Origin of the sequence: Brevibacillus migulae (assembly GCF_004521915.1) — a bacterium.
GTDB lineage: Bacteria > Bacillota > Bacilli > Brevibacillales > Brevibacillaceae > Brevibacillus_F > Brevibacillus_F migulae.
Window position 1 is genome coordinate 186,310 of record NZ_SDKD01000007.1, and the last position, 25,395, is coordinate 211,704.

At 50.8% G+C, this 25,395-nt stretch carries 25 protein-coding genes and 1 other annotated feature; of the genes, 5 read left to right on the plus strand and 20 right to left on the minus strand.

The window, feature by feature from the left end:
* Nucleotides 1-122: 122 nt before the first annotated feature.
* From EIZ37_RS10510 to EIZ37_RS10560, 11 genes are all read right to left on the minus strand, one after another.
* Nucleotides 123-1,490: a solute carrier family 23 protein gene (locus EIZ37_RS10510; RefSeq protein WP_134684547.1), complete on the minus strand. Its 1,368-nt coding sequence runs from the start codon at nucleotides 1,488-1,490 to the stop codon at nucleotides 123-125.
* Between the two features lie 167 nt (nucleotides 1,491-1,657).
* Entirely contained in the window at nucleotides 1,658-2,194 is a 537-nt protein-coding gene (pyrR, locus tag EIZ37_RS10515) for a bifunctional pyr operon transcriptional regulator/uracil phosphoribosyltransferase PyrR (protein WP_134684548.1), read from the minus strand.
* A 212-nt stretch (nucleotides 2,195-2,406) separates the two neighbouring features.
* Nucleotides 2,407-3,768 carry a PD40 domain-containing protein gene (locus EIZ37_RS10520; protein ID WP_167568786.1) on the minus strand — a complete coding sequence of 454 codons (1,362 nt, stop codon included), beginning with the start codon at nucleotides 3,766-3,768 and terminating at the stop codon, nucleotides 2,407-2,409.
* 130 nt (nucleotides 3,769-3,898) lie between these two features.
* A complete protein-coding gene (locus EIZ37_RS10525) occupies nucleotides 3,899-4,825 on the minus strand; it encodes an RluA family pseudouridine synthase (RefSeq protein WP_134684550.1) in 927 nt (308 codons plus the stop codon).
* 58 nt (nucleotides 4,826-4,883) lie between these two features.
* Nucleotides 4,884-5,333, minus strand: a complete 450-nt coding sequence (gene lspA, locus EIZ37_RS10530) for a signal peptidase II (RefSeq protein WP_134684606.1) — start codon at nucleotides 5,331-5,333, stop codon at nucleotides 4,884-4,886.
* Nucleotides 5,334-5,440: 107 nt separating this feature from the next.
* Nucleotides 5,441-6,085 carry a serine/threonine protein kinase gene (locus tag EIZ37_RS10535; RefSeq protein WP_134684551.1) on the minus strand — a complete coding sequence of 215 codons (645 nt, stop codon included), beginning with the start codon at nucleotides 6,083-6,085 and terminating at the stop codon, nucleotides 5,441-5,443.
* 139 nt (nucleotides 6,086-6,224) lie between these two features.
* Nucleotides 6,225-7,646, minus strand: coding sequence for a phosphoglucomutase/phosphomannomutase family protein (locus EIZ37_RS10540; protein ID WP_134684552.1), 1,422 nt, complete (start codon nucleotides 7,644-7,646; stop codon nucleotides 6,225-6,227).
* A gap of 37 nt (nucleotides 7,647-7,683) precedes the next feature.
* On the minus strand, nucleotides 7,684-8,229 hold the full coding sequence (locus EIZ37_RS10545; protein ID WP_134684553.1) for a phosphohexomutase domain-containing protein: 546 nt from the start codon (nucleotides 8,227-8,229) through the stop codon (nucleotides 7,684-7,686).
* 273 nt (nucleotides 8,230-8,502) lie between these two features.
* Nucleotides 8,503-9,081 carry a DUF4912 domain-containing protein gene (locus EIZ37_RS10550; protein ID WP_167568788.1) on the minus strand — a complete coding sequence of 193 codons (579 nt, stop codon included), beginning with the start codon at nucleotides 9,079-9,081 and terminating at the stop codon, nucleotides 8,503-8,505.
* Nucleotides 9,082-9,256: 175 nt separating this feature from the next.
* Nucleotides 9,257-9,814, minus strand: coding sequence for a spore coat protein (locus EIZ37_RS10555; RefSeq protein ID WP_235827952.1), 558 nt, complete (start codon nucleotides 9,812-9,814; stop codon nucleotides 9,257-9,259).
* A gap of 69 nt (nucleotides 9,815-9,883) precedes the next feature.
* A complete protein-coding gene (locus EIZ37_RS10560; RefSeq protein ID WP_134684555.1) occupies nucleotides 9,884-12,142 on the minus strand; it encodes a DNA topoisomerase 3 in 2,259 nt (752 codons plus the stop codon).
* A gap of 149 nt (nucleotides 12,143-12,291) precedes the next feature.
* Between EIZ37_RS10560 and EIZ37_RS10565 the strand changes: the two genes are divergently transcribed.
* Complete coding sequence (locus EIZ37_RS10565) at nucleotides 12,292-12,972, plus strand: TerC family protein (protein ID WP_235827953.1); 681 nt, start codon at nucleotides 12,292-12,294, stop codon at nucleotides 12,970-12,972.
* Nucleotides 12,973-13,004: 32 nt separating this feature from the next.
* Here EIZ37_RS10565 and EIZ37_RS10570 read toward each other — a convergent pair whose 3' ends face one another.
* Nucleotides 13,005-13,469: an NUDIX domain-containing protein gene (locus tag EIZ37_RS10570; protein WP_134684556.1), complete on the minus strand. Its 465-nt coding sequence runs from the start codon at nucleotides 13,467-13,469 to the stop codon at nucleotides 13,005-13,007.
* A gap of 124 nt (nucleotides 13,470-13,593) precedes the next feature.
* Between EIZ37_RS10570 and EIZ37_RS10575 the strand changes: the two genes are divergently transcribed.
* From EIZ37_RS10575 to EIZ37_RS10590, 4 genes are read left to right on the plus strand one after another with little or no spacing between them, the layout of a single operon-like run.
* The gene (locus tag EIZ37_RS10575; protein WP_134684557.1) at nucleotides 13,594-14,367 is read left to right on the plus strand and encodes an SDR family oxidoreductase; all 774 of its coding nucleotides are present in this window, start codon (nucleotides 13,594-13,596) and stop codon (nucleotides 14,365-14,367) included.
* 21 nt (nucleotides 14,368-14,388) lie between these two features.
* Nucleotides 14,389-15,174 carry a sugar phosphate isomerase/epimerase family protein gene (locus tag EIZ37_RS10580; RefSeq protein ID WP_134684558.1) on the plus strand — a complete coding sequence of 262 codons (786 nt, stop codon included), beginning with the start codon at nucleotides 14,389-14,391 and terminating at the stop codon, nucleotides 15,172-15,174.
* An 18-nt stretch (nucleotides 15,175-15,192) separates the two neighbouring features.
* The gene (locus EIZ37_RS10585) at nucleotides 15,193-15,888 is read left to right on the plus strand and encodes an SDR family oxidoreductase (RefSeq protein WP_235827954.1); all 696 of its coding nucleotides are present in this window, start codon (nucleotides 15,193-15,195) and stop codon (nucleotides 15,886-15,888) included.
* A 9-nt stretch (nucleotides 15,889-15,897) separates the two neighbouring features.
* Nucleotides 15,898-16,665, plus strand: coding sequence for an SDR family NAD(P)-dependent oxidoreductase (locus EIZ37_RS10590; protein ID WP_235827955.1), 768 nt, complete (start codon nucleotides 15,898-15,900; stop codon nucleotides 16,663-16,665).
* 35 nt (nucleotides 16,666-16,700) lie between these two features.
* Here the strand turns inward: EIZ37_RS10590 and EIZ37_RS10595 are convergent, their stop codons facing one another.
* The 8 genes from EIZ37_RS10595 to EIZ37_RS10630 all read right to left on the minus strand — a co-directional run bounded on the left by EIZ37_RS10595 (nucleotide 16,701) and on the right by EIZ37_RS10630 (nucleotide 25,369).
* The gene (locus EIZ37_RS10595; RefSeq protein WP_134684559.1) at nucleotides 16,701-18,098 is read right to left on the minus strand and encodes an MFS transporter; all 1,398 of its coding nucleotides are present in this window, start codon (nucleotides 18,096-18,098) and stop codon (nucleotides 16,701-16,703) included.
* A 17-nt stretch (nucleotides 18,099-18,115) separates the two neighbouring features.
* Entirely contained in the window at nucleotides 18,116-19,234 is a 1,119-nt protein-coding gene (locus EIZ37_RS10600) for a mandelate racemase/muconate lactonizing enzyme family protein (protein ID WP_134684560.1), read from the minus strand.
* A 15-nt stretch (nucleotides 19,235-19,249) separates the two neighbouring features.
* On the minus strand, nucleotides 19,250-20,011 hold the full coding sequence (locus tag EIZ37_RS10605; protein ID WP_134684561.1) for a TraR/DksA C4-type zinc finger protein: 762 nt from the start codon (nucleotides 20,009-20,011) through the stop codon (nucleotides 19,250-19,252).
* Between the two features lie 126 nt (nucleotides 20,012-20,137).
* On the minus strand, nucleotides 20,138-22,930 hold the full coding sequence (gene ileS, locus EIZ37_RS10610) for an isoleucine--tRNA ligase (protein WP_134684562.1): 2,793 nt from the start codon (nucleotides 22,928-22,930) through the stop codon (nucleotides 20,138-20,140).
* Nucleotides 22,931-22,983: 53 nt separating this feature from the next.
* Nucleotides 22,984-23,214: a binding site (T-box leader), on the minus strand.
* A 59-nt stretch (nucleotides 23,215-23,273) separates the two neighbouring features.
* Nucleotides 23,274-23,759 carry a DivIVA domain-containing protein gene (locus EIZ37_RS10615; RefSeq protein WP_134684563.1) on the minus strand — a complete coding sequence of 162 codons (486 nt, stop codon included), beginning with the start codon at nucleotides 23,757-23,759 and terminating at the stop codon, nucleotides 23,274-23,276.
* Between the two features lie 104 nt (nucleotides 23,760-23,863).
* Nucleotides 23,864-24,637: a YlmH family RNA-binding protein gene (locus EIZ37_RS10620; protein WP_134684564.1), complete on the minus strand. Its 774-nt coding sequence runs from the start codon at nucleotides 24,635-24,637 to the stop codon at nucleotides 23,864-23,866.
* Nucleotides 24,638-24,642: 5 nt separating this feature from the next.
* A complete protein-coding gene (locus tag EIZ37_RS10625; RefSeq protein WP_134684565.1) occupies nucleotides 24,643-24,912 on the minus strand; it encodes a YggT family protein in 270 nt (89 codons plus the stop codon).
* A gap of 31 nt (nucleotides 24,913-24,943) precedes the next feature.
* Nucleotides 24,944-25,369, minus strand: coding sequence for a cell division protein SepF (locus tag EIZ37_RS10630; RefSeq protein WP_134684566.1), 426 nt, complete (start codon nucleotides 25,367-25,369; stop codon nucleotides 24,944-24,946).
* Nucleotides 25,370-25,395 lie beyond the last annotated feature (26 nt).

The window sequence follows — 25,395 nt, forward strand, 5'->3', positions numbered from 1 at the left end:
TTGCGCAAACGAAGGCAGCAAAGGCAAGAAGCTTTGGATGAAAAGCTTCCCAGCGTGCAGGAGAAAAGAACCCCTGCGTTCCTTGCCAGCCTCACGGGACCGAATTAAAGGATTAGGGACAGTTATGCAGATTTTTTTTGTTCTTGGTGCGCTTCTCCCATCGCGGATTCTTTTCCAGGCAGGATGACGTGGAGCAAGATTCCCAAGAAGGTAGAGAACGCTACGTTATCAATCGTCAGGTTTGTCAAGAAGGACTCCCAGAAGGTAACACCGGTGAAGCTGATTTTATAGCCGCCAATCCCGGTTACGAGGATCGCCGCTGCGATGATCATATTGCGTTTATTGGAGAAATCGACTTTGCTTTCCACATACATGCGCAAGCCTTGTGCTGCGATGATCCCGAACAGGATGATCGATACACCGCCCAGCACTGCTGTTGGAATCGTCATGAGCAGGGCGCTGATTTTTCCGATGAAGGAAAACAGGATGGCGAATACCGCTGCAAGTCCGATGACGACACGGCTGTAAACCCGGGTGATGGCAAGAACCCCGATGTTCTCCCCGTAAGTAGTCGCTGGCGGACCACCGATCAGTGCACCCAGAGAAGTCGCGATCCCGTCACCCAGCAAGCTGCGGTGCAGACCAGGGTCTTTCATCAAGTCACGATCCATGATCTTACTGGTTACGAGCAAGTGGCCAAGGTGCTCTGCAAGTGTGACAAACGCGATCGGCGCCACGATCAGAGCCGCAAGCCACGCGCTTGGGCTTGCCAGTGCGGCAGACACCTCTGCAAATTTGAAGTGGTTCGTGAACATTTCGCCGATGCCGATGAAAATCGGCGCATCCACGACTTTTTGCCAGTCGATCAATTCGGGATGGCGAAGCAGCGTATATACATATCCAGTAATGATCCCAATCAGGATCGGAATGAGTGCGAAAAATCCGCGAAGCAATACCGCTGAGAGGATGGTGACAATCATCGTTACCAAAGAGATCTCAATCGAAGTCAAGGAAATGGTGCTTACTCCATCTACCGTCACTTTTGTGGCCATATCCACCGCTACACCTGCGAGGCTCAGACCAATCACTACGATGACAGAAGCAATGACGACTGGCGGCAGTACCCGATCCAGCCATTTCACTCCGCTCTTCGCCACGATCGCGGCGACGATGATGTAGACGAGACCGGAGAGGAGGCAGCCGAGAAGCGCGGTTCCCACGCCGTGTGCAGCGGATACCGTGATGATCGGTCCGATAAAGGCAAAGGAGGAGCCCAGATAGTTCGGAATCTTCCCTTTTGTAATCCACAGGAACAGCAGCGTGCCGATCCCGCTTGTCAGGAGGGCAGTCGCTGGATCCAGTCCCGTCAGGATCGGTACCAAGACGGTCGAGCCAAACATCGCAAACAGATGCTGTAAGCTGAGCGGCAGCAATTTTCCAATCCCTGGTGTTTCGTGTACGTCGATAAAATTCTTAGTGTTTGTGTTCATTGCTTCCCCTTCTTTCTCTTCGTAGAACGTTTACTCTTAGGATGTCTTTCAGGCATAAAAAAACTCTTTGCATGGGCGCAAAGAGGCAGTCTTCATCCTTGGTGGAGAAGCAATGGCCTCTTGCTGACCTCACGGGATCAACCTTAAAGAGGTGATATATTGTTTTCTTACATTTGCCGGATCGTCACTTGATCCAGCTCATCTACCTCGGTCAATTCGACCGCCACGATCTCGCTGCGGGAGGTAGGGACATTTTTTCCGACATAATCAGGACGGATCGGCAATTCGCGATGTCCGCGATCCACCAGCACCGCCAGTTGGATCATCGTCGGCCGGCCTTGATCGACCAGCGCATCCAAAGCTGCGCGCACCGTTCTTCCTGTAAAGAGCACATCATCGATCAGGATGACCGTTTTACCGGTGATATCATTCGGCAGCTGAGCGCCTTTGAGCACCGCGTCCTCGGCTTTGTGTGTCAAATCATCGCGATAGAGCGTGATGTCCAGATGTCCGGTTGGCAGCTTGACGTTTTCGATTTGTTCGATTCGCTGAGCCAGTCTTTCTGCCAAATAGACCCCGCGTGTCTTGATGCCGACGAGCACACAGTTTTCTACACCTTTGTTCTTTTCGATGATTTCGTGGGCAATCCGGGTAAGGGCGCGTCTGATCGCAGCTTCGTCCAAAATGACATTTTTCTCGACCATGCTCTCTCTCCTTTTCCGTAGACTTTGCAAAAAAAGCTCCTTGTCCAGTTGACAAGGAGCTTTTGGGGGTGTGACGAATACACAGAAGAAAACATTCTTCCTGTCCGTCAAACGCCAATATCCGTAGCCCTTGCCAGCCTCACGGGACTGGATTTAAAGGTTCCTTTGCTTTCTGTAGCGATTATGACATGGTTAGACAAACGTGTCAACGGTTATTTTTCTTCCATCCAGTAGACCTTGACCCACTCCGGCAGATAATTCCCATAGTAGCCGGCCTCTCCATTCACATCTTTGATCAATTCCGTCTCCGTTCCTTTGCCTAGTGTTTTGACAAAGACCGATCCATGCTCCGTCTGATAAAGACGCAGGAACAGCAGGAATTGATTGGTTGGCGAAGGATTCGCATAAAGATCCGCAGTCTTCCCTTGATCGCGGGTAACGGGTACCGGCTTGCCGATTCCGTAGTAGGCCCAGATCCGCTGGTCAGGCACAAGCAATCGGTTCGGATCATAGTTGCCCAGCCAGTCACGATTCTCTCTTCCTCTCGCAAAATAAAGGACGCTGTTCTTTCCTTGCGACCAGACGGGTTGCGTATCGACCAATCCCGCTTCTTTGGAATCAAACAGCTTGCTTCCCGTAGCCGGGTCGATCAGCACCACATGCTTGTTGGCAGTTGCTTCTCTGCCTGTACCGTCCACGATGGCCAACCGCTTGCTGTCTGGCGACCAAGCCAGCCATTCGGGATAAGCGAGTCCCGCCCCGATCACTTTAGGAGCTGCTGATGTGGTGAAGTCGAACAGTTTGATCGGCAGTCCGTCTGCAGACAAGGAGGCGGAGGTTACTCTTTCAAAATAGGCGACATAGCGGCCATCCGGGGAAAGGGTGATCCCGTCTGCAAGATAGGGATAAATCCCCTCTTCAACCTTTGGCGGACCTCCCAGACGGTACATTTCCGTGATTATTCCATTCAACACAGACACTTTATTCAATTGAATAGGCCGATCCTTGGCGGCAGGTAAAGACACGTACAAGCTCTTTCCATCCGGGGACCACGCGATATCCGCCGCTTCCGGGCTGAATGGCAGCTGACGGGTACGGACCTGCTGCTTGGCTCGGACGGTTGCAAGGGTGACCATCATCTGATCCGGCGGGTTGCCCGTCAAATAAGCGATCGTGTGTTCATGAGGCGACCATTTCGGGGTTCCTTGCACGGGTCGAGGATCTACTTGCCGCGGATTGCTTCCGTCTGCCTGGACTACCCACAAATAGCTGAATTCATTCGCATCCTGTTTTCCCCTGTTTTTATACAGGAGATACTCCCCGTCATAAGACCAGCCGATGACCTCAACGTTGCCAGATCTCGTTACCTGTTTGGGAACGGCTTTGGGATTGGCGGCATCCAGCATCCATAGCTGTTGGTTTCGTGTGAAAGCGATCTTGGCAGGCACTCCCCCTGGGTTCGCAGACTCTTGCACAGGTGCAGCGGCCGCATACGTGTTGTCAGATCCGCTGCCAATCCCCATCAGGATCGATAGTGTGAACAAGCATACCACGAAGCGAGAAACGTATTTCATGCAGGGACAACCTCTCTTTCCTGGAGCATATTCTCTTTTGACGATTTTTCCCAGTTTTTGTTTCCTCATGCATGGCAGCAAAAAACGCTTGGAAGATGCCCACGGCAGTCCCAAGCGTTTTCGTTTCTGATTATTGCAGGCGAAGCCATTCGAGCACACTGACCATTTCTTGCGGCAGCGGTGCATCAAATTCCAAATACTCGCCGGTGCGAGGATGGGTAAATCCAAGCGTTTTCGCGTGGAGAGCCTGTCCATCGATCTCGAGCGTCTTTTTCGGCCCGTATTTCGGATCTCCTGCGAGCGGATGCTCAATATATTTCATATGTACGCGGATTTGATGGGTACGGCCTGTTTCCAGCTTGCACTCCACCAGCGTATAATCCTTGAAGCGCTCCAGTACGACAAAATGCGTCACAGCAGGCTTGCTGTTTTCAAAAACGACAGCCATCTGCTGACGGTTCTTCGGGTCACGCCCAATCGGCGCATCAATCGTCCCCATTTCATGCGGGATCACACCGTGGACGATGGCTACGTATTTGCGATTCACTGTATGCTCTTTCAACTGCTCAGCCAAGCCCACATGTGCGCGGTCATTTTTGGCAACAACCAAGAGTCCGGATGTATCCTTATCAATCCGATGCACGATTCCCGGACGCAGGACGCCATTGATACCGGACAGATCCTTGCAGTGGTGCAGCAGGGCATTTACCAGAGTTCCCGTATAATGACCGGGTGCCGGATGAACGACCAATCCCCTCGGCTTGTTCACCACAACCACATCGGCATCTTCATACAGGATATCCAGCGGGATGTTCTCGGGCTGAATGGCCAGCTCGCGCGGAGGAGGCACTCGCAAGGTCACTTCATCATCCCGGCTAACCTTGTAGTTGCTCTTCACCGTTTCCCCGCCAACCGATACCCGACCTTCCTTGATCCAGGCCTGTATCTGGGAACGGGACCATTCCTCCCCTTGCAGGGTAATGAATTTGTCAATGCGTTCGCCGGCGTCGGCGGCATCAACCGTCCAGTCAAAGCGTTCAAATAACGTATTTTCCATAGAATCCTTTTTCTCCTACCTTAGTCATTACTGCTAGTATGTTCTCGTTGTTCACGGATTATCGTGCCCGTCTGGAGTCGAGCAGCAGGTCGAGCAGCATCAACCCTACCCCGATGGTAATCGCCATATCCGCCACGTTAAATATCGGGAAGTTAATCAAAATAAAGTGCAGAAAATCTACAACCTGTCCAGTCGTAGCCCGATCGATAAAATTTCCGATCGCTCCGCCCAGCACAAGCGAGAGGGCGAATGCCGTACGAGGCTGTGCATGTCCGATTCGCTTGATTGCGATCACGATCCCAATGACCACCGCGATCGTAATGAGAATGAAAAAGAAGCGCTGGTTCTGCAGAATGCCGAAAGCCGCCCCCATATTGCGATGCGACGTCAGATGAAAGACATCCGGTATCAGCGGAATCGATTCTCCCAGCTCCATATTCGTTTTCACCAGATATTTCGTCAGCTGATCCAACCCAATGATGACAAGTGCGATGATATAGTAGATGATCATAAGTCCTCCCCTGAAGACGTTGTCCAATGGTAGAACAACACTGTACACAAGACGCGTCAAAATAAAATTTTACCACAGCCCACTATGTGAAACAAGAAACGCCATCAAGAACTGAACAATCTTCTCATTTTTCTGTAGAGTCGATACCCTTTCCGAATTCCATCGAGCGTCCACAGCGGGACTTTCCATCCCCGATCCTTCATGAAAGGCAGATAAAAGCGGTAGTACGCCTTGCGTAGGTCTCGCCATTTATTATCTTCCTGAGGCTTGTAATAATCCGATACGTCAATCAAATAGCCGCGTCCTTGATACATCATGACATTCTTGCCATGGACATCGTGGGGATGCAAGCCTTTTGCCCTCGCCTCCGCCATCGCCGCTTCCACATCTTCGATCGCCTGCGGGGGAATCGGAATGCCGTATCGTACGCAGTCAAACAAGGAATGGCCCCTGATTCGCTTTATGACGAGAAAATTGTCACCCGTCTGGTAACAGATCGGAAAGTATTTTGATTCACCGAGTTTTTCATAGACCTGCTTTTCCTGTTCAATCCCTGGACGGCCAGGGGCATAGAGCTTCAGCACGACATCGGGATAATCCGGGTGAGCGAAAACACCTGCATAATTTCCCGTGCCGACCAGCTCCCAAGGCTTGGGCAGGTGAAAAACGACGACCGGATCTTCCGGAGAAACGCTCTCCAGCTTCACTTCTTGTAAAAATGATTCAAGTACGCTTTGTGCAATTTTCACCGTTACCCTCTTTTCATGCCGGACATGATTATTCCCCCATTCTAACAAAAATTGACAAGGAACTGAATATGAGGGAAAAAGAAAAACCCACACAACAGCTTGAAAGCTGGCTTCGTGGGCACTCCTTTATTGTATTCTGTTATTCACAAAACCAATCTTCAACCACTTCTTTCAACTGCTCAAGCGCCTGCGCTGTCGCTGCCTCGCAATAGATGCGCAACAGCGGCTCCGTCCCGGAAGGTCGGATCAAAAGCCAGTGACCGCCTTGCAGCTGGAGCTTCACCCCGTCTTTTCGATCAATGGACACTACGGGAAAGCTGCCTGCTTTCCGGTGGGTCATGGACAGAAAATCATTCAGCCAACGCTCTTTCTCACGATGCCTTATATCGATTCGTGTCGTGTGAAGCTCGCCATATTCGCGATAAGCCTCTTCCAGGATCTCTGTGATCGGCCTTCCTTCCCATGCGACCATTTCAGCAAGCAGCAGATTGATCAAGATCCCGTCTTTTTCGGGGATATGTCCGATGATACTGGCACCTCCGCTCTCTTCACCGCCCAAAAGCACATCCCCTTTCCGCATCTCCTCCCCGATATATTTAAAGCCTACCGGTGTCTCCAATGCCTCCAGGCCATGCCGCTGCGCGATGCGATCCAATCGATGGGTAGTCGCTACCGTGCGTACGATTCTTCCTTTTAGCCCACGGTTTTTGATCAAATGATGCGCCAGCAAGAGCAGCACCTGATTGGCAGGGACGTATTTGCCCTTTTCATCGATGACGCCGAAGCGATCCGCGTCACCATCGTTGGCCAGGCCAAGGTCCGCTTGCTGCATGACAACCTCTTTGCTTAATTGCATCAAATGCTTTTCCCCAGGCTCTGGCAGGCTGCCGCCAAAGAGCGGGTCCTCATAGTCGCGAAGCGTAGTCGTTTTCACTCCCGCTTCACTCAAGATAGAGGAGACGTACCCGATCCCTGCCCCGTGCATCGCATCGACAACGACATGCAAGTTGGCTTTGCGCAGCCGTTCAAAGTGAATCAAGCGTCGTATATGCGCTTCGTAATGCGGACGCAAAAAGATATACTGCATGAGCTGAGCCGCGGCTGCTTGCTCCAGATCAATCGCATGGACTCCGCCTTGCTCCTGCACATTCCCGATCAATTCCTCCAGACGATCGGTAATCTCAGGGGTAGCGGGACCAGCATAGTCGGGTATGTATTTTAGTCCATTATATTCAGGGGGATTGTGACTTGCCGTAATCATGACCGCGCCGCTCGTGCCGAAATGCTTGACGCCAAATGCAACGACAGGTGTAGGTGTCGCCTCGTTGACGAGATCAGCCCGGATTCCGTTTGCTGCCAGTACACGAACCACTTCCTCCGCGAACCTCCTGCCCAAAAAGCGCGTATCATGCCCGACAATGATTCCTTGTTCCGCCATGCCTTTTTCAATCGTGTACAAGGCAATCGCCTGCGCCACGATACGGACATTTTCCACGGTAAACTCGTCGGCCATCACTGCGCGCCATCCATCCGTTCCAAACGCCAATCGTTTTGCCAACATGATTCCCTCCCCTATCAGCAATATCGTCACAAACCGACTACTGTTTCTGCAAGGAATCTCTGGTCATTTCGATTACGCTTTGCACATATTCTTCCTGCACATCATGCTTCACATGGATGCGCCCCAATTGATCAATCCTTCTTGGAACATGCCGATGATGAACAAACGCTTCCTTCACCCGGTCGGTCCAACTCGCTGTGACACGCTGCCCTTCTTGATCGAGAAAAATGATCTCGACGGCTCCGCTGGTCCCCCGGTTCATCACGAGATGGATGCTTCCTTGGCACGCTTCCCGTTTCATCCCAAACTGCAGGACCGTTTCCGTGCAAATGCCAAAATCGACCGTTTCCATCCCCGCACAGCATAGACTCGTCATCATCCCATGCTTCAGCAACTGGGAAAAGGGATGGGCGCAGGCTGAGATGCCAATTCGCGTGGGCTGCGCCTGTACATAGGCATAAGCAGAAGCCAATCGAACCGCTACCTCAACTGTCATTTCCCGGTTCCCTGCCCCCTCCATTCCGTATGGCGTAAACAGGCTGGATGGGCACCTGCTTTGGTCCACTACTTCCTTCTGCAACATACTTCCCTCCCAATCTGCTCATATGCTCGGATCATCCAGACACAGGTACCCCGCAACTAGGCTATTGAACATATTCACTCTATGCGGAACAAGACTAAATGAGAACTACAACATCGATGAAATGAAAAACCGAACCGAGCGTTAATCCCGGATCGATTTTTGCAGCTGACGTATGAAAATAAGTAAAATCGTTGCCAAAAGCGCAATGGAAGCAGCGACAACCGTCACGCTTTTTACCGTTTCAATCATGGGTGAGCCTCACTTTCCGAACGTTTATTGGATGGAGAGTTTGTCTGCATCCGGACAAAAGCGGTACTTCCACGCTATCTGATTGCCAAGTTGTGAAGGCGTGGTAACCGTTTCAGAACGCAAAATCGGGTAAAACCGGTCTTCATGAAACAGCCCGAAGTCTGCAAGATACGTGCAATTTGGTTGAACATTCGGAATAAAACAATCATTGGCTTCCCCTTTGATCCGGATGTCCACCCAGCTTCTTGCGTTGTTTCCGTTAAAGGAAATGCCGGTCACATCATAGAGACGCAGCCCCTTTTCCAGCTCCTGCTGCTCTGCATGCAAATAGGACGCAACCATGACCAGTCGCGACCATGTCAGCTCCCAACAAACGTGGAGCATGCTTGGACCGCTGAGTGCTAGCGACATCCAATCTTTTTGAATCGGAGCCTCTTTTCGTACAACATCTCTTTGCCGTGCTTTGTTTTCACCATTGGAAATCATCGTAAAGCGCTCCTTTCCATTTGATCGTTTTTCCTGCTGCACATGCCCAGTATAACGAATCGGCGAAACGAAGACTGTCGAATGGTGGTTGCCGGAAGCTTCTTCTTTTGTCGACAAGAACCCCATTGACGAGAGGGAGGCATTAGAAAAAACTTGGCTACGCAAAGTCTTTGGCGGAGCTTAGTTGCTCTTATGTCGATGAGAATTTAATAAATTCTTATCGACCAAAAAAAGCCGCCCNAATAAATTCTTATCGACCAAAAAAAGCCGCCCACGGAAGGACGGCAATCTTTTACACAAGAACAGGTTGATTTTGATAGGCCCCAATCATCGTATTCATCGTATGATCGGCCAGCTGTGGAGCTTGGTAGTAGCCTCTCGCGTTCATATATTGCCAGGTCTCATAAGCCATTTGCTGGCAATTGTTCGCGCCATTGACATGATATTGGCGAATATCGGGGTCCACACATTCCGCCGCCCAGAGCATGCCGATTGCGGAACCCGCTTTATGCCAGTTCAGCATGATCGTCGAAATCGTCATATCGGACAACCGGGAAGGATGTGGATTCGGCGTTGTCATTTGCGGATTGTTCAAGCCGATGGATGGCGGCTGCATCATCCGCAGCTGATTGGCTTGAGCGCTGACGTTGACGCCTTTTCCCTGCAGCAGATTCAATCCTTGCTGATAAGCGTTAATGATCATCCGTTGATGTCTGGCGATGATGTCCTTCAATTGCGGATCTTGCGCCATTTCAGCAAACAGGCCATGCATTTCAATCTCGGCATGTTTCGAGCGAAGGGCTTCCTGGGTCTCCAGCACTTCATGTGCGGCAAAACGTTGTTGCATCATGTACCTCCCGATGGAATAGATGGTGGTTGATCCTACAACCAGCATTAGTGTCGGAAGTGTACGTGCTTTTTATTCTTCGATCGCCAGCTCGCCTGTCTCCACGCTTTTGACGATAAGACGTCCTTCCGCAAGCGTATCGTCCGGGCGTACCAGCTTCATTTTCCCGGTCTTGCCTTTTTCAATCAGCGCCTTGACTTGGGCGTCTGTCAACATGCGGCCGTAATTTTCTTTCCAGATGACAAATTTACAGCCTTGTGTGTAATTGGAGCAGCCATAGCCTTTACGGCCCATGAAGATCACGCCGCCGCAGCCAGGTCGCGGGCAATGCGCCACTATGCTTGGAGAAGCTCCGTCCTTTGCGGTGGCCCCTTTCTTCGTGGCAGAAGTAGCCTTCGTCGCTGCCCGGGCTTTTCCGGCACTTTCACCGACAGCTCGTCCTCTTCGCTTTGCTCCCCCCGGCTGCTTGGTCGCTTCGCCCTCAAACAACGTTTTCGCCGCTCGGGCTTGGACCCGCACTTTGTCAACGATCATCGCGGCGAATTTTTTGACGTTCTCCATAAACTGCGCATCAGATGCGGCTCCTCTGGAGATTTCGTTCAGCCGGCGTTCCCAGTGCCCGGTCATCTCTGGTGAAGCCAGCAAATCAATACCCGCCCCACGGATCAATTCAATCACCGTACGCCCTTTTTGCGTAATCAGCAGCTTTTTGCCTTGCATCGTTACATAACCCACTTTTTTGAGTCGCTCGATCGTGGCAGCGCGGGTAGCCGGAGTCCCAAGTCCTGCGTCCTTCATGGCCTCGCGGAGTTCCTCGTCTTCGATTTGTTTGCCAGCGCTCTCCATCGCTTTCAGCAGTGTCCCTTCCGTATAGTGCTTCGGAGGCTGGGTTTCTTTTTCCTTAACCGCTGCCTTTGCACAAAGAACCTCTGCACCCGGCACGAGAGAAAAAGGCTCGTTTACTTCGACTTCTTCCTCGTCCTCTTCTTCCTTTTCTTTACCTTTTGGCGTTTTGGCCTTTTCTTTTTTCTGATCGGCGTAAATCACTTTCCAGCCCAGGCCCAGCAGCTCCTTGACCGTCGTCTTGAAGGATTCTTTTTCGACCTCGGTCAGTACCGTATGAACCTTGTATTCTGCCGCTGGATAAAATTGGGACAAAAAGCGTCTTACGATCATGTCGTACAGCTTTTGTTCATCCGCGGAAAGACCGTTAGCCCTGCGCGGTGTCGGGAGTATGGCATGGTGGTCCTCGACTCTGGCCGGATTGCAAATGAATTTATTTCCTTTATGCACCAGCTGCCTGTTCGCTCCCCGCACCCATGCATCGTAGGCCGTACCTTGCAGGGCTGCTAACGTTTTGTGCATTTCCGGTATGTTTTGTTCGGTCACATAGTTGGAGTTTGTCCGCGGGTAGGAAATCACCTTGTGCTTTTCGTATAACGCTTGGGCAAGATCCAATGTTTTCTTTGCTGAAAAGCCGTATCGGCTGTTTGCTTCCCGCTGCAGCAGCGTCAGATCGTACAGCTTGAACGGGTATTCTTTTGTTTCCTTCACTTCATAGGACGCAATCTGTCCCTGCTTGCCTGATACCTTCGCTGCGAGCGCATCTGCTTTGGCGCGATCGGTCATGCGATCCCCTTGCCATAGTCCCCGATAGGTCGTCTGGCCTTGTGTGAAATGCCCTTCCAATTCAAAAAATTGCTGCGAGGAAAAGGCTTCAATCTGCTTTTGGCGATCATAAATAAGGGCGAGTACGGGTGTCTGTACTCTGCCAACCGAAATCAATTCATTATGCTTGGTCGTAAACGCGCGCGAACCATTCATCCCGATCAGCCAATCCGCTTCGCTGCGTGCTTTCGCCGCTTTTGTCAAATTTTCGTATTCGGCTCCGTCTTTCAGCTCGGCGAAGCCTTTTCGGATGGTTTCCGGGGTCAAATCCGAGATCCAGAGCCGTTTGACAGGGTGGGACAGTTTGAGATGCCTTTGGATCAGCGAGAATATATGCTGCCCTTCTCGCCCGGCATCGCAGGAATTGACCAGCATGTTGCACCGCTTGGCCAACTCTGCGATCACCTTGAGCTGATCGATCGTTTTTCGGTTCGGGACCAGCTTGAACGAATCGGGAATAATCGGCAGATCGTTGATGTTCCATCTTTTGTACTTGGGATCATAGGCGTCTGGTTCCGCCAATTCAACCAGATGGCCAATTGCCCAGGTGATGATATATTGTTCTCCTTCGAGATAGGTCCGATGATTTTTCGCTTTGGGATCTATTGCGGCTGCGATATTTCGTCCCATGTCTGGTTTTTCCGCAATAATGAGTGTTTTCAAAAGAGTATCGCTCCTTACATCAAACGTTCCTAAGCAAGTGTAGCGAATAAATGTTTCCTTGGGAACCCTGTATGCAGATATTGCTAGTCCCCTGTGAAGCATGGGATCCGCCCGATTTTGGGTTATCCTAACTCAGAGGTGATTCCTTCGTGAGCATATTCAACCCGGATTTTTGGATGTCTCTGCTAAGCATTGTGGTCATTGATCTGGTATTAGCTGGCGACAACGCGATCGTAATCGGAATGACAGCACGCAATCTGCCGGAGCACCTGCGAAAACGGACCATTCTCTGGGGAACGATCGCCGCGATCATCGTGCGTGCCTTGCTCACGCTGGCGGTGGTCTGGCTGCTGCACATCCCGCTATTGCGTGCGATCGGGAGTCTGATCCTGATCTGGATTGCCTATAATCTGCTGGTCAGCCACAAGGAGGATCAAGACGTGGCCTCGGCCACCAGCCTGCTGGGTGCTATTCAAACCATAGTCATCGCCGATGTCGTGATGGGTCTCGACAATGTGCTTGCCATCGCGGGAGCTTCCCACGGTTCTTTTCTGTTGGTTGTGGTCGGGTTGATGATCAGTGTCCCCATCATGGTCTGGGGAAGCACCATCATTCTTCATTTCATGGAAAGATTCCCGCTGATCGTCTACGTCGGATCGGCTGTGCTTGCTTGGACAGCTGCGCGCATGTTTACAGAAGAGCCTCTCTTCGCTAATGTTTTCGAGCCTTATCCTGTCTTGCGGTGGAGCTTTATCATTGCGGTCGTGGCAGCGGTTGTCTCTTTGGGTGTATGGAAAAACAAGCACGATACCAAGCAATTTGCGGAATAACCTACCCATTCCCCGCTCGGCTGCCTTATTGCTTAGTCCGCCATCAGCCCAAGCTGGCGCATCGTTCTCTCAAAAACAGCATCTTTCATATATGGACTGAAGCGGGGGTCGTTCTGTACGTCCGGAAGCTCGTCGAACAGGATGGCCCCATGCGTGTCCGTCTCGGCGGGCAGCGGCAGCAGCTCCTCCACTTCCCCTGCATAAATGGATTTGACGATGGACACTCCGTCCATCTGCAGCACATATTGCCCAATCAGCGCAATGGATTTCAAGGATGCTCCGGTCTCTTCATGCAGCTCCCGTACGGCAGCGGCCAGCGCCGTCTCCCCTCGCTCGATTTTTCCACCCGGCAATTCAATCCCCCGGATTTTATGGTGAGTAAACACGATTTTTCCTTGCCACAACGGTACAATCAGCACGTGACCAGCAGGACGGAATTCCTCAGGGTCAAATGTGAGTTCAATGGGGTTCCCACTGAGATCTGTGTATTGTTCCATTTTTCTTCCTCCCTATTTCACATGCCTAAAACTAGCATTATTTTAATACATTGTCTAAAATGAAGCTATGTCTATTCACACGGACGGATATGATCAACATCCTGTTCCAGATGGAGGTATTGCGTTGAAAGGAAAAACTGCGCTCATAACCGGAAGCGCGACTGGACTGGGCCGACGAACAGCCGTGGAATTGGCCAAACAAGGAGTCAATCTGCTGATTAATTATGTGCACAGTGAAGAGCAAGCGAAAACACTGATCCAACAACTGCAGGATGAATACGGGATCAAAGCAGCCGCGCTGCAGGGTGACGTAAGCAAGGAAAAAGACGTAGAACGCCTTGTCCAACAAGCCCTTGCGCAGACGGATGGAATTGATATCCTCATCAATAGTGCAGGCCCATACATAGCGGAAAGGAAGAAATTAACCGAATATACGCCTGCGGAGTGGAACTACCTGCTGCACGGCAACCTGAGCAGCGTCTTCTATTTGTCACGGCTGATTTTGCCGCAGATGCGCCAGAAGCGCTGGGGCCGAATCATCACGTTTGGCTTTGACCGTGCCGAACATACTGCCGGTTGGATGTATCGATCCGCTTTTGCCGCCGCAAAGACAGGCCTTGTCTCTCTGACAAAAACGCTGGCGATGGAAGAAGCGTCTAACGGGATTACGGTCAATATGATTAGCCCTGGTGACATCATCGGGAAATACAAAGAGGCCGACATCCAAGATGCAAGAGAGTTGGAGGACCCTCATACACCCGTCGGCAGGCCAGGCAGCGGAGAAGATATTGCCCGTACCGTCGCTTTTCTATGTGCAGAAGCTTCCGACTTTATCACTGGAGCGATTATTCCGGTTACTGGCGGCAAGGATGTACTAAATAAATATCGATATACCTAAACATGGTTGGGAGGATGTGAAATGAAACTCTCTGTTCAAGAGCACCTCATCCCCGGAGATTCCCTATCGGAAAAATGCGCTTGGTTGGAAAGGCATGGTTTTTCTGGTATGGAGCTATGGGCCTTTGACATCGAGGAACGCATCCAGGAAGTCAAACATGCCTTTTCTCATTCTCCGATCCGCATCACTTCATTGGTCGGTGGATACGATGGACATCTCGTTCACCCCTCCCCACCCGAACGTCAAAAGGCTATATCCGGCGTACGGCGCTTACTGCGCATCGCCGGTGAGCTTGACGCGGACGGAGTGATTATCGTTCCATCCTTCGGCATTTCACGCAGTCCTGGCGTTTTAACTCCCCATTTGCCGGCCACTCCCGATGAAATCGAAGACTTCGGGATTACCCTCTCAGATCTCGCACAAGAAGCACAGCAAGCCGGCACCACGATTTTTGTAGAAGTCATCAACCGCTATGAATCTCCCGCATTTAATCAAATTGCAGAGGCTGCCCAAGCAGTACAGCGTACGGGTTCCTCCCACGTGAAGCTGCTGATCGACACATTCCACATGAATATCGAAGAAACTTCCATCACCACGATTATGGAACAACATGCTCCCCTGATCGCTTACGTTCATCTGGCCGACTCCAATCGCCGGGCACCTGGTCAAGGCCATTTCCCTTTCCACACCTTTTTACACACACTAAAAAAATCCGCATACAGAGGTTATATGACGCTTGAATGCTTTATGGACAGCCCAGACGAATTGATTGCGGCGAAAGCCTATATTGACTCATTGATTGAGTAAAGGGATGCGGTGATAAAAATGAAAGGTAAACTCGTATTGATCACTGGCGGAACCAGGGGGATCGGTAAAATAACGGCCGAATGGCTTGCCCGTGAAGGAGCAGCGGTATGCGTGACCTCCCGCCATGCTTCTCCTGATCTGCCTGCAGCCCCCCTGCAAACCGGAACGATCTCGACAGCCAAGCTGGATGTGACCGATGAGGACAGTATTTTTCGATTATTTGCTTGGTTGGAAGAGCAGCATGGGCAGCTTGATGTGCTCGTCAATAACGCCGGCATTGGCATCTTCAAGCCGCTGGCCGACACCACCCGGGAAGAATGGGAAGCGGTGATCGCAACCAATTTGACCGGATTGTTTCTATGCTCACGGGAAGCCTATCGCTTGATGAAAAGAAAGGGCGGCGGACGAATCATCAACCTCTCAAGCATTACGGGGTACATGCCCATCCCCCATAACGGTGCCTATGGCTCCTCGAAGCATGCGGTACGCGGGCTCTCGCAGATTTGCAATGAAGAATGGAAAGAGGACCGCGTATTTGTCACCACGGTAAGTGCAGGGGCGGTCGCCACGGAAATTACAGACGACCGCATGTTTGATCCTGCCGATATGCTAAAGCCAGAAGAAATTGCTGAAGCGATTCTCCATATTGCTTCAAAACCACTCACCATGCGTGTCGATGAGATTCGGATTCTTCCCCCAAAGGGAGTATTGTAGGAGGAACCTATGAGTGATGGAGCTAATATGTCTCTGATAACAGGAGCCGGTCAGGGAATTGGAAAAGAAACAGCCAAACGCCTGGCTCGGCAAGGCATCTCGGTAGGACTGCTGGATATCAATCTGGAAAATGCCAAGCTGGTCGAGGAAGAAATCAGGAACGATGGCGGCAGTGCGATCGCGGTAGCATGCGATGTCGGAAGCCGCAAAAGTGTGGAAAATGCGCTCGCATTGGTGGAAAGCCATTTCGGTGCCACTCCTTTACTGCTCGTCAACAATGCGGGTGTCGGCGGCCCTTTTCATCGTGTAGACGAGGTCAGCGATGAGGAATGGGAGTGGATCATGAACACCAATTTGCGCAGCGTCTTCTTGTTCACCCGTTATCTGCTCCCGAAAATGAAACAAGCAGGCTATGGGCGAATCGTCAATATCGCTTCCGTACAAGGCCAATTTGGAGCCTCACGCAGTTCTACCTATGTCGCAAGCAAGCATGGCATGATTGGCTATACGAAAGCAATCGCTGCAGAATGGGGACACGAAGGGATCACCTGCAACGCGATCTGCCCGGGCTATGTCGATACGGCAATGGGCATAAAATCACCAGAAATAACCGACTATTTTCGAAAAGTGCTGGAAAAAACCCCAGTCAAACGGATCGGCTTACCCACCGAAATTGCAGCCATGGCAGCCTTTTTGGTCGGTCCTGAAAGCGGTTATATCAACGGTGCCACCATCACGATGGATGGCGGAATTACGGCCCACGTCGGCATTACCTGAGAAGAAAAGGGGTGCACGCCTGGTAACATGCACACCTACGACTGACCTTTTTCCTTTTGTTTCTTCAACAAATGGTCGATCAAGTCATCGACATCGAAGCCGATTGACTTTTCCGCTTCGGCTCGCTTTCTTTCTTCAGGGCTCTCCTCCTTCAGCTGAAGAATGTGGGCTACCTGATCAAATGCTTCGAAATCTTGTTGCTTCACCTGTTTTTCTCCCTCTTTGGCATGCTTTTCAGGCTGCGAGCTTCCGGCCGTTTGCGGTTTCAGCCAGATGAAGGCCACGATCGCAAACAAGGCAGAAAGACCTGCGATCGAATAAAACATCACGGTCTTGGAAAAACCGAGCAGCCAGGTAAAGACAGGCGGCCCAACCGCGACCCCAATGAAACGAACTCCGCTGTACAGCGAAGTGATCATGCCCCGCTCATCCTTTTTCACCGCGCCGATGATCATGCTGTTGAGGCAAGGCAAGATCATCCCTGTTCCCAAGCTGCCGATCACCAAGACCGCGATGAGCGTATAGGCGCTGTCCATAAAGCTCGCAATGACATAGGACGCTGCCAGCAAAACCATCCCCACGATCACGAAAAGGCGCATCAGGTTCAGCTTTTTCTTGATGATCAAACCTGTGATATAAGCGGTAATGCTCATCACCAGCAAGGGGATGGCTAGGAATCCGCCTTTGAGGACACCATCGATTCCGTACTTATCCTCCAACAGATCCGAGAGGTAAAATAGCACGCCAAACAATGTAAACAGACAAATGCTGCCGATAAAAAAGGCAGGAACCAGCCACTTTCCGTGCTGCTTAAACACTTGACTGATCGAGTGGACGTACTGCTTGACAGGTTTTGGCTCTTTTTGCTGTTTCTTTTCCTTGACCAGAAACAAAAACAGCAAAAGCACCACCCCGCATATGGCAGGAAATGCGAGAAACACCATGTACCAGCCGATGAGCGCCAAAAGAGAGCCAAAGATGGGACTGAGCACCTTGCCAAGTCCGTTTGATGTTTCCAGCAGGCCGAGGGCCCGGCTTTCTTCCGCTCCGTTAAACAAATCTCCGACCAGCGCCATTGCGATCGGAGCAGTCCCCGCAGCTCCGATCCCCTGCATGATTCTGCCAGCCATGATCAATGAATAGGAATCCCACCAAAGTGCAGAAAGTCCGGCCAGCAGACCGCCCAATCCATATAGGGACAGTCCAACGATCACCACGATTTTCCGGGTGAATCGATCAGATAAATAGCCGGCAAACGGGATGACGATCCCTGCGGCAATGGAAAAAGCAGTGATGAGAAAACTGGTCTCAAATGAAGTAAGATCAAGACTTGCCTTCATGGTAGGCAAAACGGGAATTAACATGGAGTTTCCCAACACCATCACCAACGGTACCCCACCAAGACCGATTAGATTCTTCGTGTTTGCTGCCATGGTTCATTCATCGACTCCTACCTGTATGTGCTTCCATCCCAGCGGTAAGCCTCCAGCATTTCCGTATCCACGTCGATACCGATGCCTACGCCTTCTGGAATGGTGATCGTTCCTTGTACGGGCGTGAACGAAAAGAGCTTCGTAAATGGATTCTCCATCACATCCCATTCAACCGGTTCAATCTCTTCTCCCACCATCTTGCTCCAGGGTGGCAAGCATGCTTGGGCGAAACATGCATATAGCCGGGATAATGCTCCATCGAATGCATGAGGAGAAACCCGCAACCCAAAATGGCGAGCCAGCTGAAGCGTATCCCGATAACCGTCAATGCCATCTTCATGCATCGTATCCGGCTGGAGAATATCGATGGCTTCTTCCCTTACCAGCGGGACGAAAGCGCTGGCGCTTTGCAGATTTTCACCGCCAGCGAGCGGGATGGGCAACCGGTTCCGCAGCATTTTATAGCCGAGCGTCCGATCCATTGGCAGAGGTTCCTCCAGCCAGAGCAGATTGGCCCATTCGCGAAACAGGCACTCCCATTCGATGACAGCAGCCGGATCGTAGCTTTGATTGGCATCGAGCGCCAACTGGGCTTGATACTGAAGCATCTCCTGCATGCTGCGTATATGCTGTTGATCCTCCTTGATCGTACGGCCGCCGATCTTGACTTTAAGCTTGCAAAAGCCTTCTGCCACCGCTTGCTCTACCAGTGCAAGCGATTTTTTTTGCCAGTCGTCTTCTTCCCCATACGATTGAAAGGATGCGTAGACGGGGATACGGTCATGCAGCTTCCCTCCCCACAGATCGCAAATGGACATGCCTGCCTGTTTCGCAGCGATTTCGGTCAATGCCATGCTGACGCCAGCGGCTGCGCGTCGATGCCATTTTTTGATCGTTTTTACGAGATGCAGACGCTGGGTCGCTTGCTTTCCGAGCAAAAAAGGAATGATGCGCTCGCGAAAGCCTTTATCCAGAGTAGGCAGCCAATCGATGATTTCCCCCCAGCCATCCAAGCCTGACGTTGTCACGAGGCGGATGAGATAACAGGTACGGTATTTTTTATATCCGTTTGCATCTCCGTAGGGACGCGGCAGCTGATACAGCAGGGGGTAAGTCTCGATACGTTCGATTTGCACCGGTGTCACCACGCTTTACTTTAGATCATCTCGATTCCTCTGCGCGTTTTGTTCCTTGATATATTCCTCATAGTCCACAAAATTTCCGTAGCCTTCTTTGCTATCCATATAATCCTCATAGGTGCCGCTTCGGATAAAATGGACACTGTCCGGTCCGTGATAGCCTTCAATACCGGTATAACCGATCTGCTCGACAGCTTCGACAAAGCCATCCGGATCCTCTGATTCGACGTACATTTTTTTATAATCGTTTTTCCCGTTATCTCCATAGGCAAAAGGTGTATTGGACGTGCCCCATTGCTCTACGATCTGCCACGCGTCTTCGCCATCGAAAAAGTTGGCATCATCGCGTTCATCGAGGGAAGTGCGCCCAAAGGGGGGATGCAGAAACTCCTCCTCTACCGGGCGATCATTGTTGATATGGGGCTGTGGTGCGTGTTCCTTGCACGTCATGGCCTGGGGCAACGCTTCCAATCGCTCTTCGGGGATCGGTTTTCCACATACACTGCACAGTCCGTATGTACCGTCCTCCATGCGTGCCAACGCTTGGTCGATTTCCTTCAGCGTTTCTCTGTCCAAACTATAGAGTGCCAAATCTTTTTCCCGTTCAAACATCTCGCTGCCAATATCGGCCGGATGGTTATCGTACATGGAAAACTCATGGATCGAATCGGACATTTGTTCTTCCAGGCTATAGCGAACCTGCACGCGATCTTCCGTCTCTTTCTTTAGATCCAGCAGGCGTTGCTTAAAGTAAGACAGCTTGTTCTGGTCCACAAAAGCCTCCCCTTTCGTCACCTCTTTGTTCCTGTAGTATGCCTCAGGAGGCGGGCAAAAAAAGACCTCCCCCGCTGGCAGTTATTCCTAGCCAACAGGAGAGGTTTCCTTTTTTTATCGCAGTTTTTATTCCGTTACATGCGCATAGTGATTGGTAACAACCGTTGCGCAACGGCCGCACAATTGTGGATGAGCCGCATTTGTTCCCACATCATTTTTCACGATGCGGCAGCGTTCACATTTGACACCGTCTGCTGGCTGCGCCATCACCGCGATGCCCTCCAGTTTTTTCGCTTCTGCAGGTACGCTTGCACCAGGCTCGTGGATTTCAACCTGTGCGACGATGAACAATTCGTCCAGGTCCTCCATGCGAGTCAGTGTCGCAAATACCTCAGGAGTTTCTGGATAGAGCGTCAATTTCGCATCGACTGAGTTACCGAATACTTTATTGCGGCGAGCTTCTTCCATCGCTTTCAGCACTTCATCACGAACGGCGAGGAACGCTTCCCATTTTGCCATTAATTCTGCGGAGAGGGACAGATGCTGTTCGTTTTCCTCTGGCAGATCTGTCAGCTGTACGCTTACTTCCTCTACTCCTGGAATGAAGCTCCATACCTCATCAGCAGTATGCGGCAGAATCGGTGCGACCAGCTTCACCAAGGCCAGCAGGCAATCGTACATGACGGTTTGCGCTGCGCGGCGTTTCAGGTTATCCGGTGCTTCCACATAGAGACGATCTTTGCAAATATCCAGATAGAACGCCGACAGATCGATCGTGCAGAAATTATGCACCGCATGGAACACGGTGTGGAACTGATACTCCTCATACGCTTTGCGTGCACGTTTTACCACTTGTGCAGCTTTTGCCAGCACAAAGCGGTCCAGTTCACCCAGCTGCTCGTAGGCAACACGATCTTTTTTCACATCGAAGCCATCGAGGTTTCCGAGCAAGAAACGGAACGTATTGCGGATTTTGCGGTACACTTCCGCGATTTGCGAGAGGATCGCATCGGAAATCCGTACGTCCGATTGATAATCAACAGAGGCTACCCACAGACGCAGGATATCCGCACCCAGCTTATCAATCACCTCTTGCGGAACGATCGTATTCCCCAGCGATTTGGACATTTTGCGTCCTTCTCCGTCAAGTGTAAAGCCGTGGCTCAATACGCCGCGGTAAGGTGCCCGTCCATGAACCGCCACAGATGTGGAGAGCGAAGAGTTGAACCACCCGCGATACTGGTCAGAGCCCTCCAGATACAGGTCTGCAGGTGCGCTGAGCTCTTCACGTTCTTCCAGTACGGCCTCATGGCTCGATCCGGAGTCAAACCATACATCCATAATGTCGGTTTCTTTGCGGAATTCGGTGTGGTTGCATTTTGGACACGCAAGCCCTGCTGGTACAAGCTCATTTGCATCCTTCGCAAACCATACGGACGAACCTTCTTGGCGGAACAAGTCAGCAATATGATTGATCGTATCGTCATTGATAATCGGCTCATTGCAGGATTTGCAATAGAAGATCGGGATCGGTACGCCCCATACGCGCTGACGGGAAATGCACCAGTCGCCGCGATCTGCCACCATGTTGGCAAGGCGTGTTTCCCCCCAATGCGGCACCCATTTCACTTCTTTGATTGCATCGAGCATTTGGGAACGGAAGCCCTCAATGGAAGCAAACCATTGCTCGGTTGCCCGGTAAATGACCGGCTTTTTCGTGCGCCAGTCATGCGGATAGGAGTGTGTGATGAAGCCGAGCTTCAGCAATGCTCCTGTTTCTTTCAGCTTTTCTGTTACCACTTTGTTGGCATCTTCATAGAACAAGCCTTCAAAGCCTGGTGCTTCTGCCGTCATTTTACCTTCATGATCGACCGGGCAAAGCACGCCGATGCCATATTTATTTCCGATGGCAAAGTCATCTTCCCCGTGGCCAGGTGCGGTATGAACACAACCGGTACCGGCATCAAGCGTAACATGTTCACCGAGAAGCAGCGGCGATTCACGATCGTAGAATGGATGCTGTGTCACCACACCTTCCAGTTCAGCGCCTTTAAACGTAGACAGCACTTCAACGTTTTCCCAACCGATTTCTTTGGAAGCAGCTTCCAAAAGGCCGGATGCGAGCATGTATTTGCTGCCGTTCACTTTGACCACACTGTATTCAAACTCCGGATGGATGGAGATCGCCAGGTTAGCAGGCAGTGTCCATGGCGTAGTTGTCCAGATCACAACACCTGTCTCTTGATCCAGTTTTCCTTTCCCATCTTTCACTTGGAAGCTAACGTAGATGGAAGGAGAACGTTTGTCTTTGTACTCGATTTCGGCATCTGCAAGAGCGGTTTCCGAGGAAGGAGACCAGTACACGCAGCGAAGCCCTTTATAGATATAGCCTTTCTTGGCCATCTCGCCAAATACTTTAATCTGACGGGCTTCATAATGTGGCAGCAGGGTTACATACGGATTTTCCCAGTCACCACGCACACCCAGTCGCTTGAAGCCTTTGCGCTGTTTGTCGATAAACGACCACGCATACTCCTCACAGCGTTTACGGAAGTCATTGACCTCGATGCTGCGGCGATCAAGCCCTTGGGCATTAATGATGGCTTGTTCAATTGGCAAACCGTGTGTATCCCAGCCTGGCACGTACGGAGAGTCAAAACCAGCCATCGATTTGTAACGTACAATCATGTCTTTCAGGATTTTGTTCAAGGCATGGCCGATATGGATATCCCCGTTGGCATAAGGAGGGCCATCATGCAGGATAAAGGTCGGACGTCCTTTGGTGCGTTCCTGTACTTTTTTATAAATATCCAGCTCTTCCCATTTCGCTTGGATTTCCGGTTCGCGCGATGGCAAGTTTCCACGCATCGGGAAATCGGTTTTGGGGAGATTTAGCGTTTTGCCGTAATCAACACTCATTTCCATTCACTCCTACCTGTCATTAAGAGATAAAAAAAAGCCCCTTCATCCCGGTTAGGGACGAAAGAGGCTTCCGTGGTACCACCCTATTGAACAAATCCAAGAACTGATTTTGTCCACTTAATCATTCGTAACGTGAATGACTCGCTCAAGCTTACTTGCATCGCTGGGTTCAGCTAAGGACTTACGGGTGATATTCGATGAAGGGTGCTGGCCGTATTTCCACCATCAACGGCTCTCTGAACAGACTGGCTTCATGTACTGATCCCGATCATTGTCTGATTATGAAATTGCAAAAGTTTGGCTTTGATTATACATCCATTTTCAACAAAGAGTCAATGTATTATTCCGTTTCAATGGTGGAATCAGCTTGCTCGATATCATCCCAAGCGCCGTTTTCCAGCATTTCCAGCTGAGCCTCAAGCAAAGTGCGGAAGCGCATCCGATAGACGGAGGCACGCTTCTTAAGCTCCTCTATCTCGATCGCGATTTTGCGTGACTTGGCCAACGATTCGTTGACGATCCGGTCCGCATTTTTTTCCGCTTCCTTCATGATCAGCTGCGCTTCTTTGCGGGCATTTGACTTGACGTCTTCTGCCGTCTCCTGCGCAACCAGGATCGATTTGCTCAAGTTTTCTTCCAGGCTTTTGTAGTGTTCCACTCGCTCATTCAGCAGGGCCACGCGTTCTTCGAGATCTTTTTTCTCTTTGATCAAAATCTCGAAATCCTTGATGATTTGATCGAGGAACTCATTCACTTCATCCACATTGTACCCGCGAAAACCAGTGCTAAATTCCTTATTGTGTATATCCAACGGCGTTAATGGCACGAGAACACCCCACTCTTTTTGCGTAATCGTAATCCTACATTTCGACAGGATTAGCTGTATTCCTTCCGAGATTATGCATTTTTTTGCTTTTCATACATACAAGCTTATGTAAAAATTCCCACCTGCATGCGAATTCGTCCGCTGCGTGTCGGGCCCGCAAGCTCCAATACTTGGAATCGGCCATGCCCTGCCAGTGAAACGATATCCCCAGCTTTTACCTGAACGGAGGGATCATCTTCCACTTTCCAGTTGATTTTGAGCCGTCCTGCCCGGATCGGCACCAATGCTTTGGCTCGGGACAGATGATACACTTCCCCCACCACAGCATCAATGCGTGGCGATGAGACCGTGAACGTTTTCTCGGTCTGTTTGACCGTTGGCGAGACGATCTTTGTCAAAGGTACCTCTTCCAGCACCACCGGGATCCGATGGATTTGCGTTACCTGCATGCGCACAAAGTCGGCCGTTTCCTTGGCGAGTATGCCCTGGCAGCCATCATCGCCCATCAGAATATCCCCGAATTTTTCCCGCTTTAGACCAACGTGTAACAGAGCTCCCATGACATCGCGATGCTCCAGCTTCAGAAAACGCTGATCTCCACTGATTTGAACCAGCATCAGCTGGAAATCTTCCTGATCCGGCTCGATATATTCGGGATGAAGCATAGCTCGTACCCGTTCGGCACCTGAATACCCGCCATTCGCTGTCACCGCCACCCCGCTCACCTGCGATTGCAGGCTGTGCAGAATGAAATAATGCCTCGGGTCGAGAAAATCAGTAAGGCGCATGGCCTGCTTCCGCTCAACCTGCGTCAGCATTTCCAGCGCCCGCTCTGCAAAAGGAAGCTCTTCTTTGCGAAAATGGTGAAAGATGCTCATCCGCTTTAGTACCCGAAGACTAATTGCAGCAGGAGCTTCAACCCGCTATGCGCAAAAATCAAAGCAAAAAACGCTACGATCGGCGACAGATCAATAAATCCGAGCGGGGGAATAAATCTGCGAAAAGGCGCCAGATAAGGTTCAACCAAACGCTCCAGGAGCTGTCCAATTCCGGTATCTCTCATTTGCGGTACCCATGACATCAGTACGTACGCAATCAGCATATATCGATAAATGAGAAAGGCATAATCGATTACGGTATACAACAAATACATGGATTCACCTCGATGTTTTTTCTACCTGCTTTTATTCCTCCACTACACTGGAAATATTGCCTTGCATATCCACATTCTCTGGCGTGCACACAAAAATATGATCGCCAACTTTCTGGATATCCCCATTCAATGCATATACGGTGCCGCTTAGAAAATCGACAATCCGTTTTGCCTGTTCTTTTTCGACTCGTTGGAGATTAATCACCACGGGTCTGCGATGACGCAGATTGTCAGCAATATCTTGCGCATCATTGTAATTGCGCGGTTCAAAAAGCATCAAGCGAATCCCTTCCCTATCTCTGGCTGCATGCAACGGAACGATGTTGTTGGAGGCACGCACTTGTTGATTACGTTTTGGATAAAAGTCTTCCTCTACCTGTTCTTCTTCCACATATTCTTCGACATACTCTTCACTTTCCAGGCCAAAAAATTCCTTGAGCTTGTTCATCACACTCATCCTGGCTGTCCCCCTCTCTTGGCGCA

Bases quoted from the DNA above. Each gene is read 5' to 3' on its own strand.
- EIZ37_RS10525 (WP_134684550.1), bottom strand. From the start codon at position 4,825: ATGGAAAATACGTTATTTGAACGCTTTGACTGGACGGTTGATGCCGCC.
- EIZ37_RS10580 (WP_134684558.1), top strand. From the start codon at position 14,389: ATGAAACTCTCTGTTCAAGAGCACCTCATCCCCGGAGATTCCCTATCG.
- EIZ37_RS10620 (WP_134684564.1), bottom strand. From the start codon at position 24,637: ATGAGCATCTTTCACCATTTTCGCAAAGAAGAGCTTCCTTTTGCAGAG.
- EIZ37_RS10510 (WP_134684547.1), bottom strand. From the start codon at position 1,490: ATGAACACAAACACTAAGAATTTTATCGACGTACACGAAACACCAGGG.
- EIZ37_RS10570 (WP_134684556.1), bottom strand. From the start codon at position 13,469: ATGGAACAATACACAGATCTCAGTGGGAACCCCATTGAACTCACATTT.
- EIZ37_RS10590 (WP_235827955.1), top strand. From the start codon at position 15,898: ATGAGTGATGGAGCTAATATGTCTCTGATAACAGGAGCCGGTCAGGGA.
- EIZ37_RS10625 (WP_134684565.1), bottom strand. From the start codon at position 24,912: ATGTATTTGTTGTATACCGTAATCGATTATGCCTTTCTCATTTATCGA.
- EIZ37_RS10630 (WP_134684566.1), bottom strand. From the start codon at position 25,369: ATGAGTGTGATGAACAAGCTCAAGGAATTTTTTGGCCTGGAAAGTGAA.
- EIZ37_RS10555 (WP_235827952.1), bottom strand. From the start codon at position 9,814: ATGATGCAACAACGTTTTGCCGCACATGAAGTGCTGGAGACCCAGGAA.
- pyrR (WP_134684548.1), bottom strand. From the start codon at position 2,194: ATGGTCGAGAAAAATGTCATTTTGGACGAAGCTGCGATCAGACGCGCC.
- EIZ37_RS10520 (WP_167568786.1), bottom strand. From the start codon at position 3,768: ATGAAATACGTTTCTCGCTTCGTGGTATGCTTGTTCACACTATCGATC.
- EIZ37_RS10585 (WP_235827954.1), top strand. From the start codon at position 15,193: ATGAAAGGTAAACTCGTATTGATCACTGGCGGAACCAGGGGGATCGGT.
- EIZ37_RS10595 (WP_134684559.1), bottom strand. From the start codon at position 18,098: ATGGCAGCAAACACGAAGAATCTAATCGGTCTTGGTGGGGTACCGTTG.
- EIZ37_RS10540 (WP_134684552.1), bottom strand. From the start codon at position 7,646: ATGTTGGCAAAACGATTGGCGTTTGGAACGGATGGATGGCGCGCAGTG.
- ileS (WP_134684562.1), bottom strand. From the start codon at position 22,930: ATGAGTGTTGATTACGGCAAAACGCTAAATCTCCCCAAAACCGATTTC.
- EIZ37_RS10545 (WP_134684553.1), bottom strand. From the start codon at position 8,229: ATGTTGCAGAAGGAAGTAGTGGACCAAAGCAGGTGCCCATCCAGCCTG.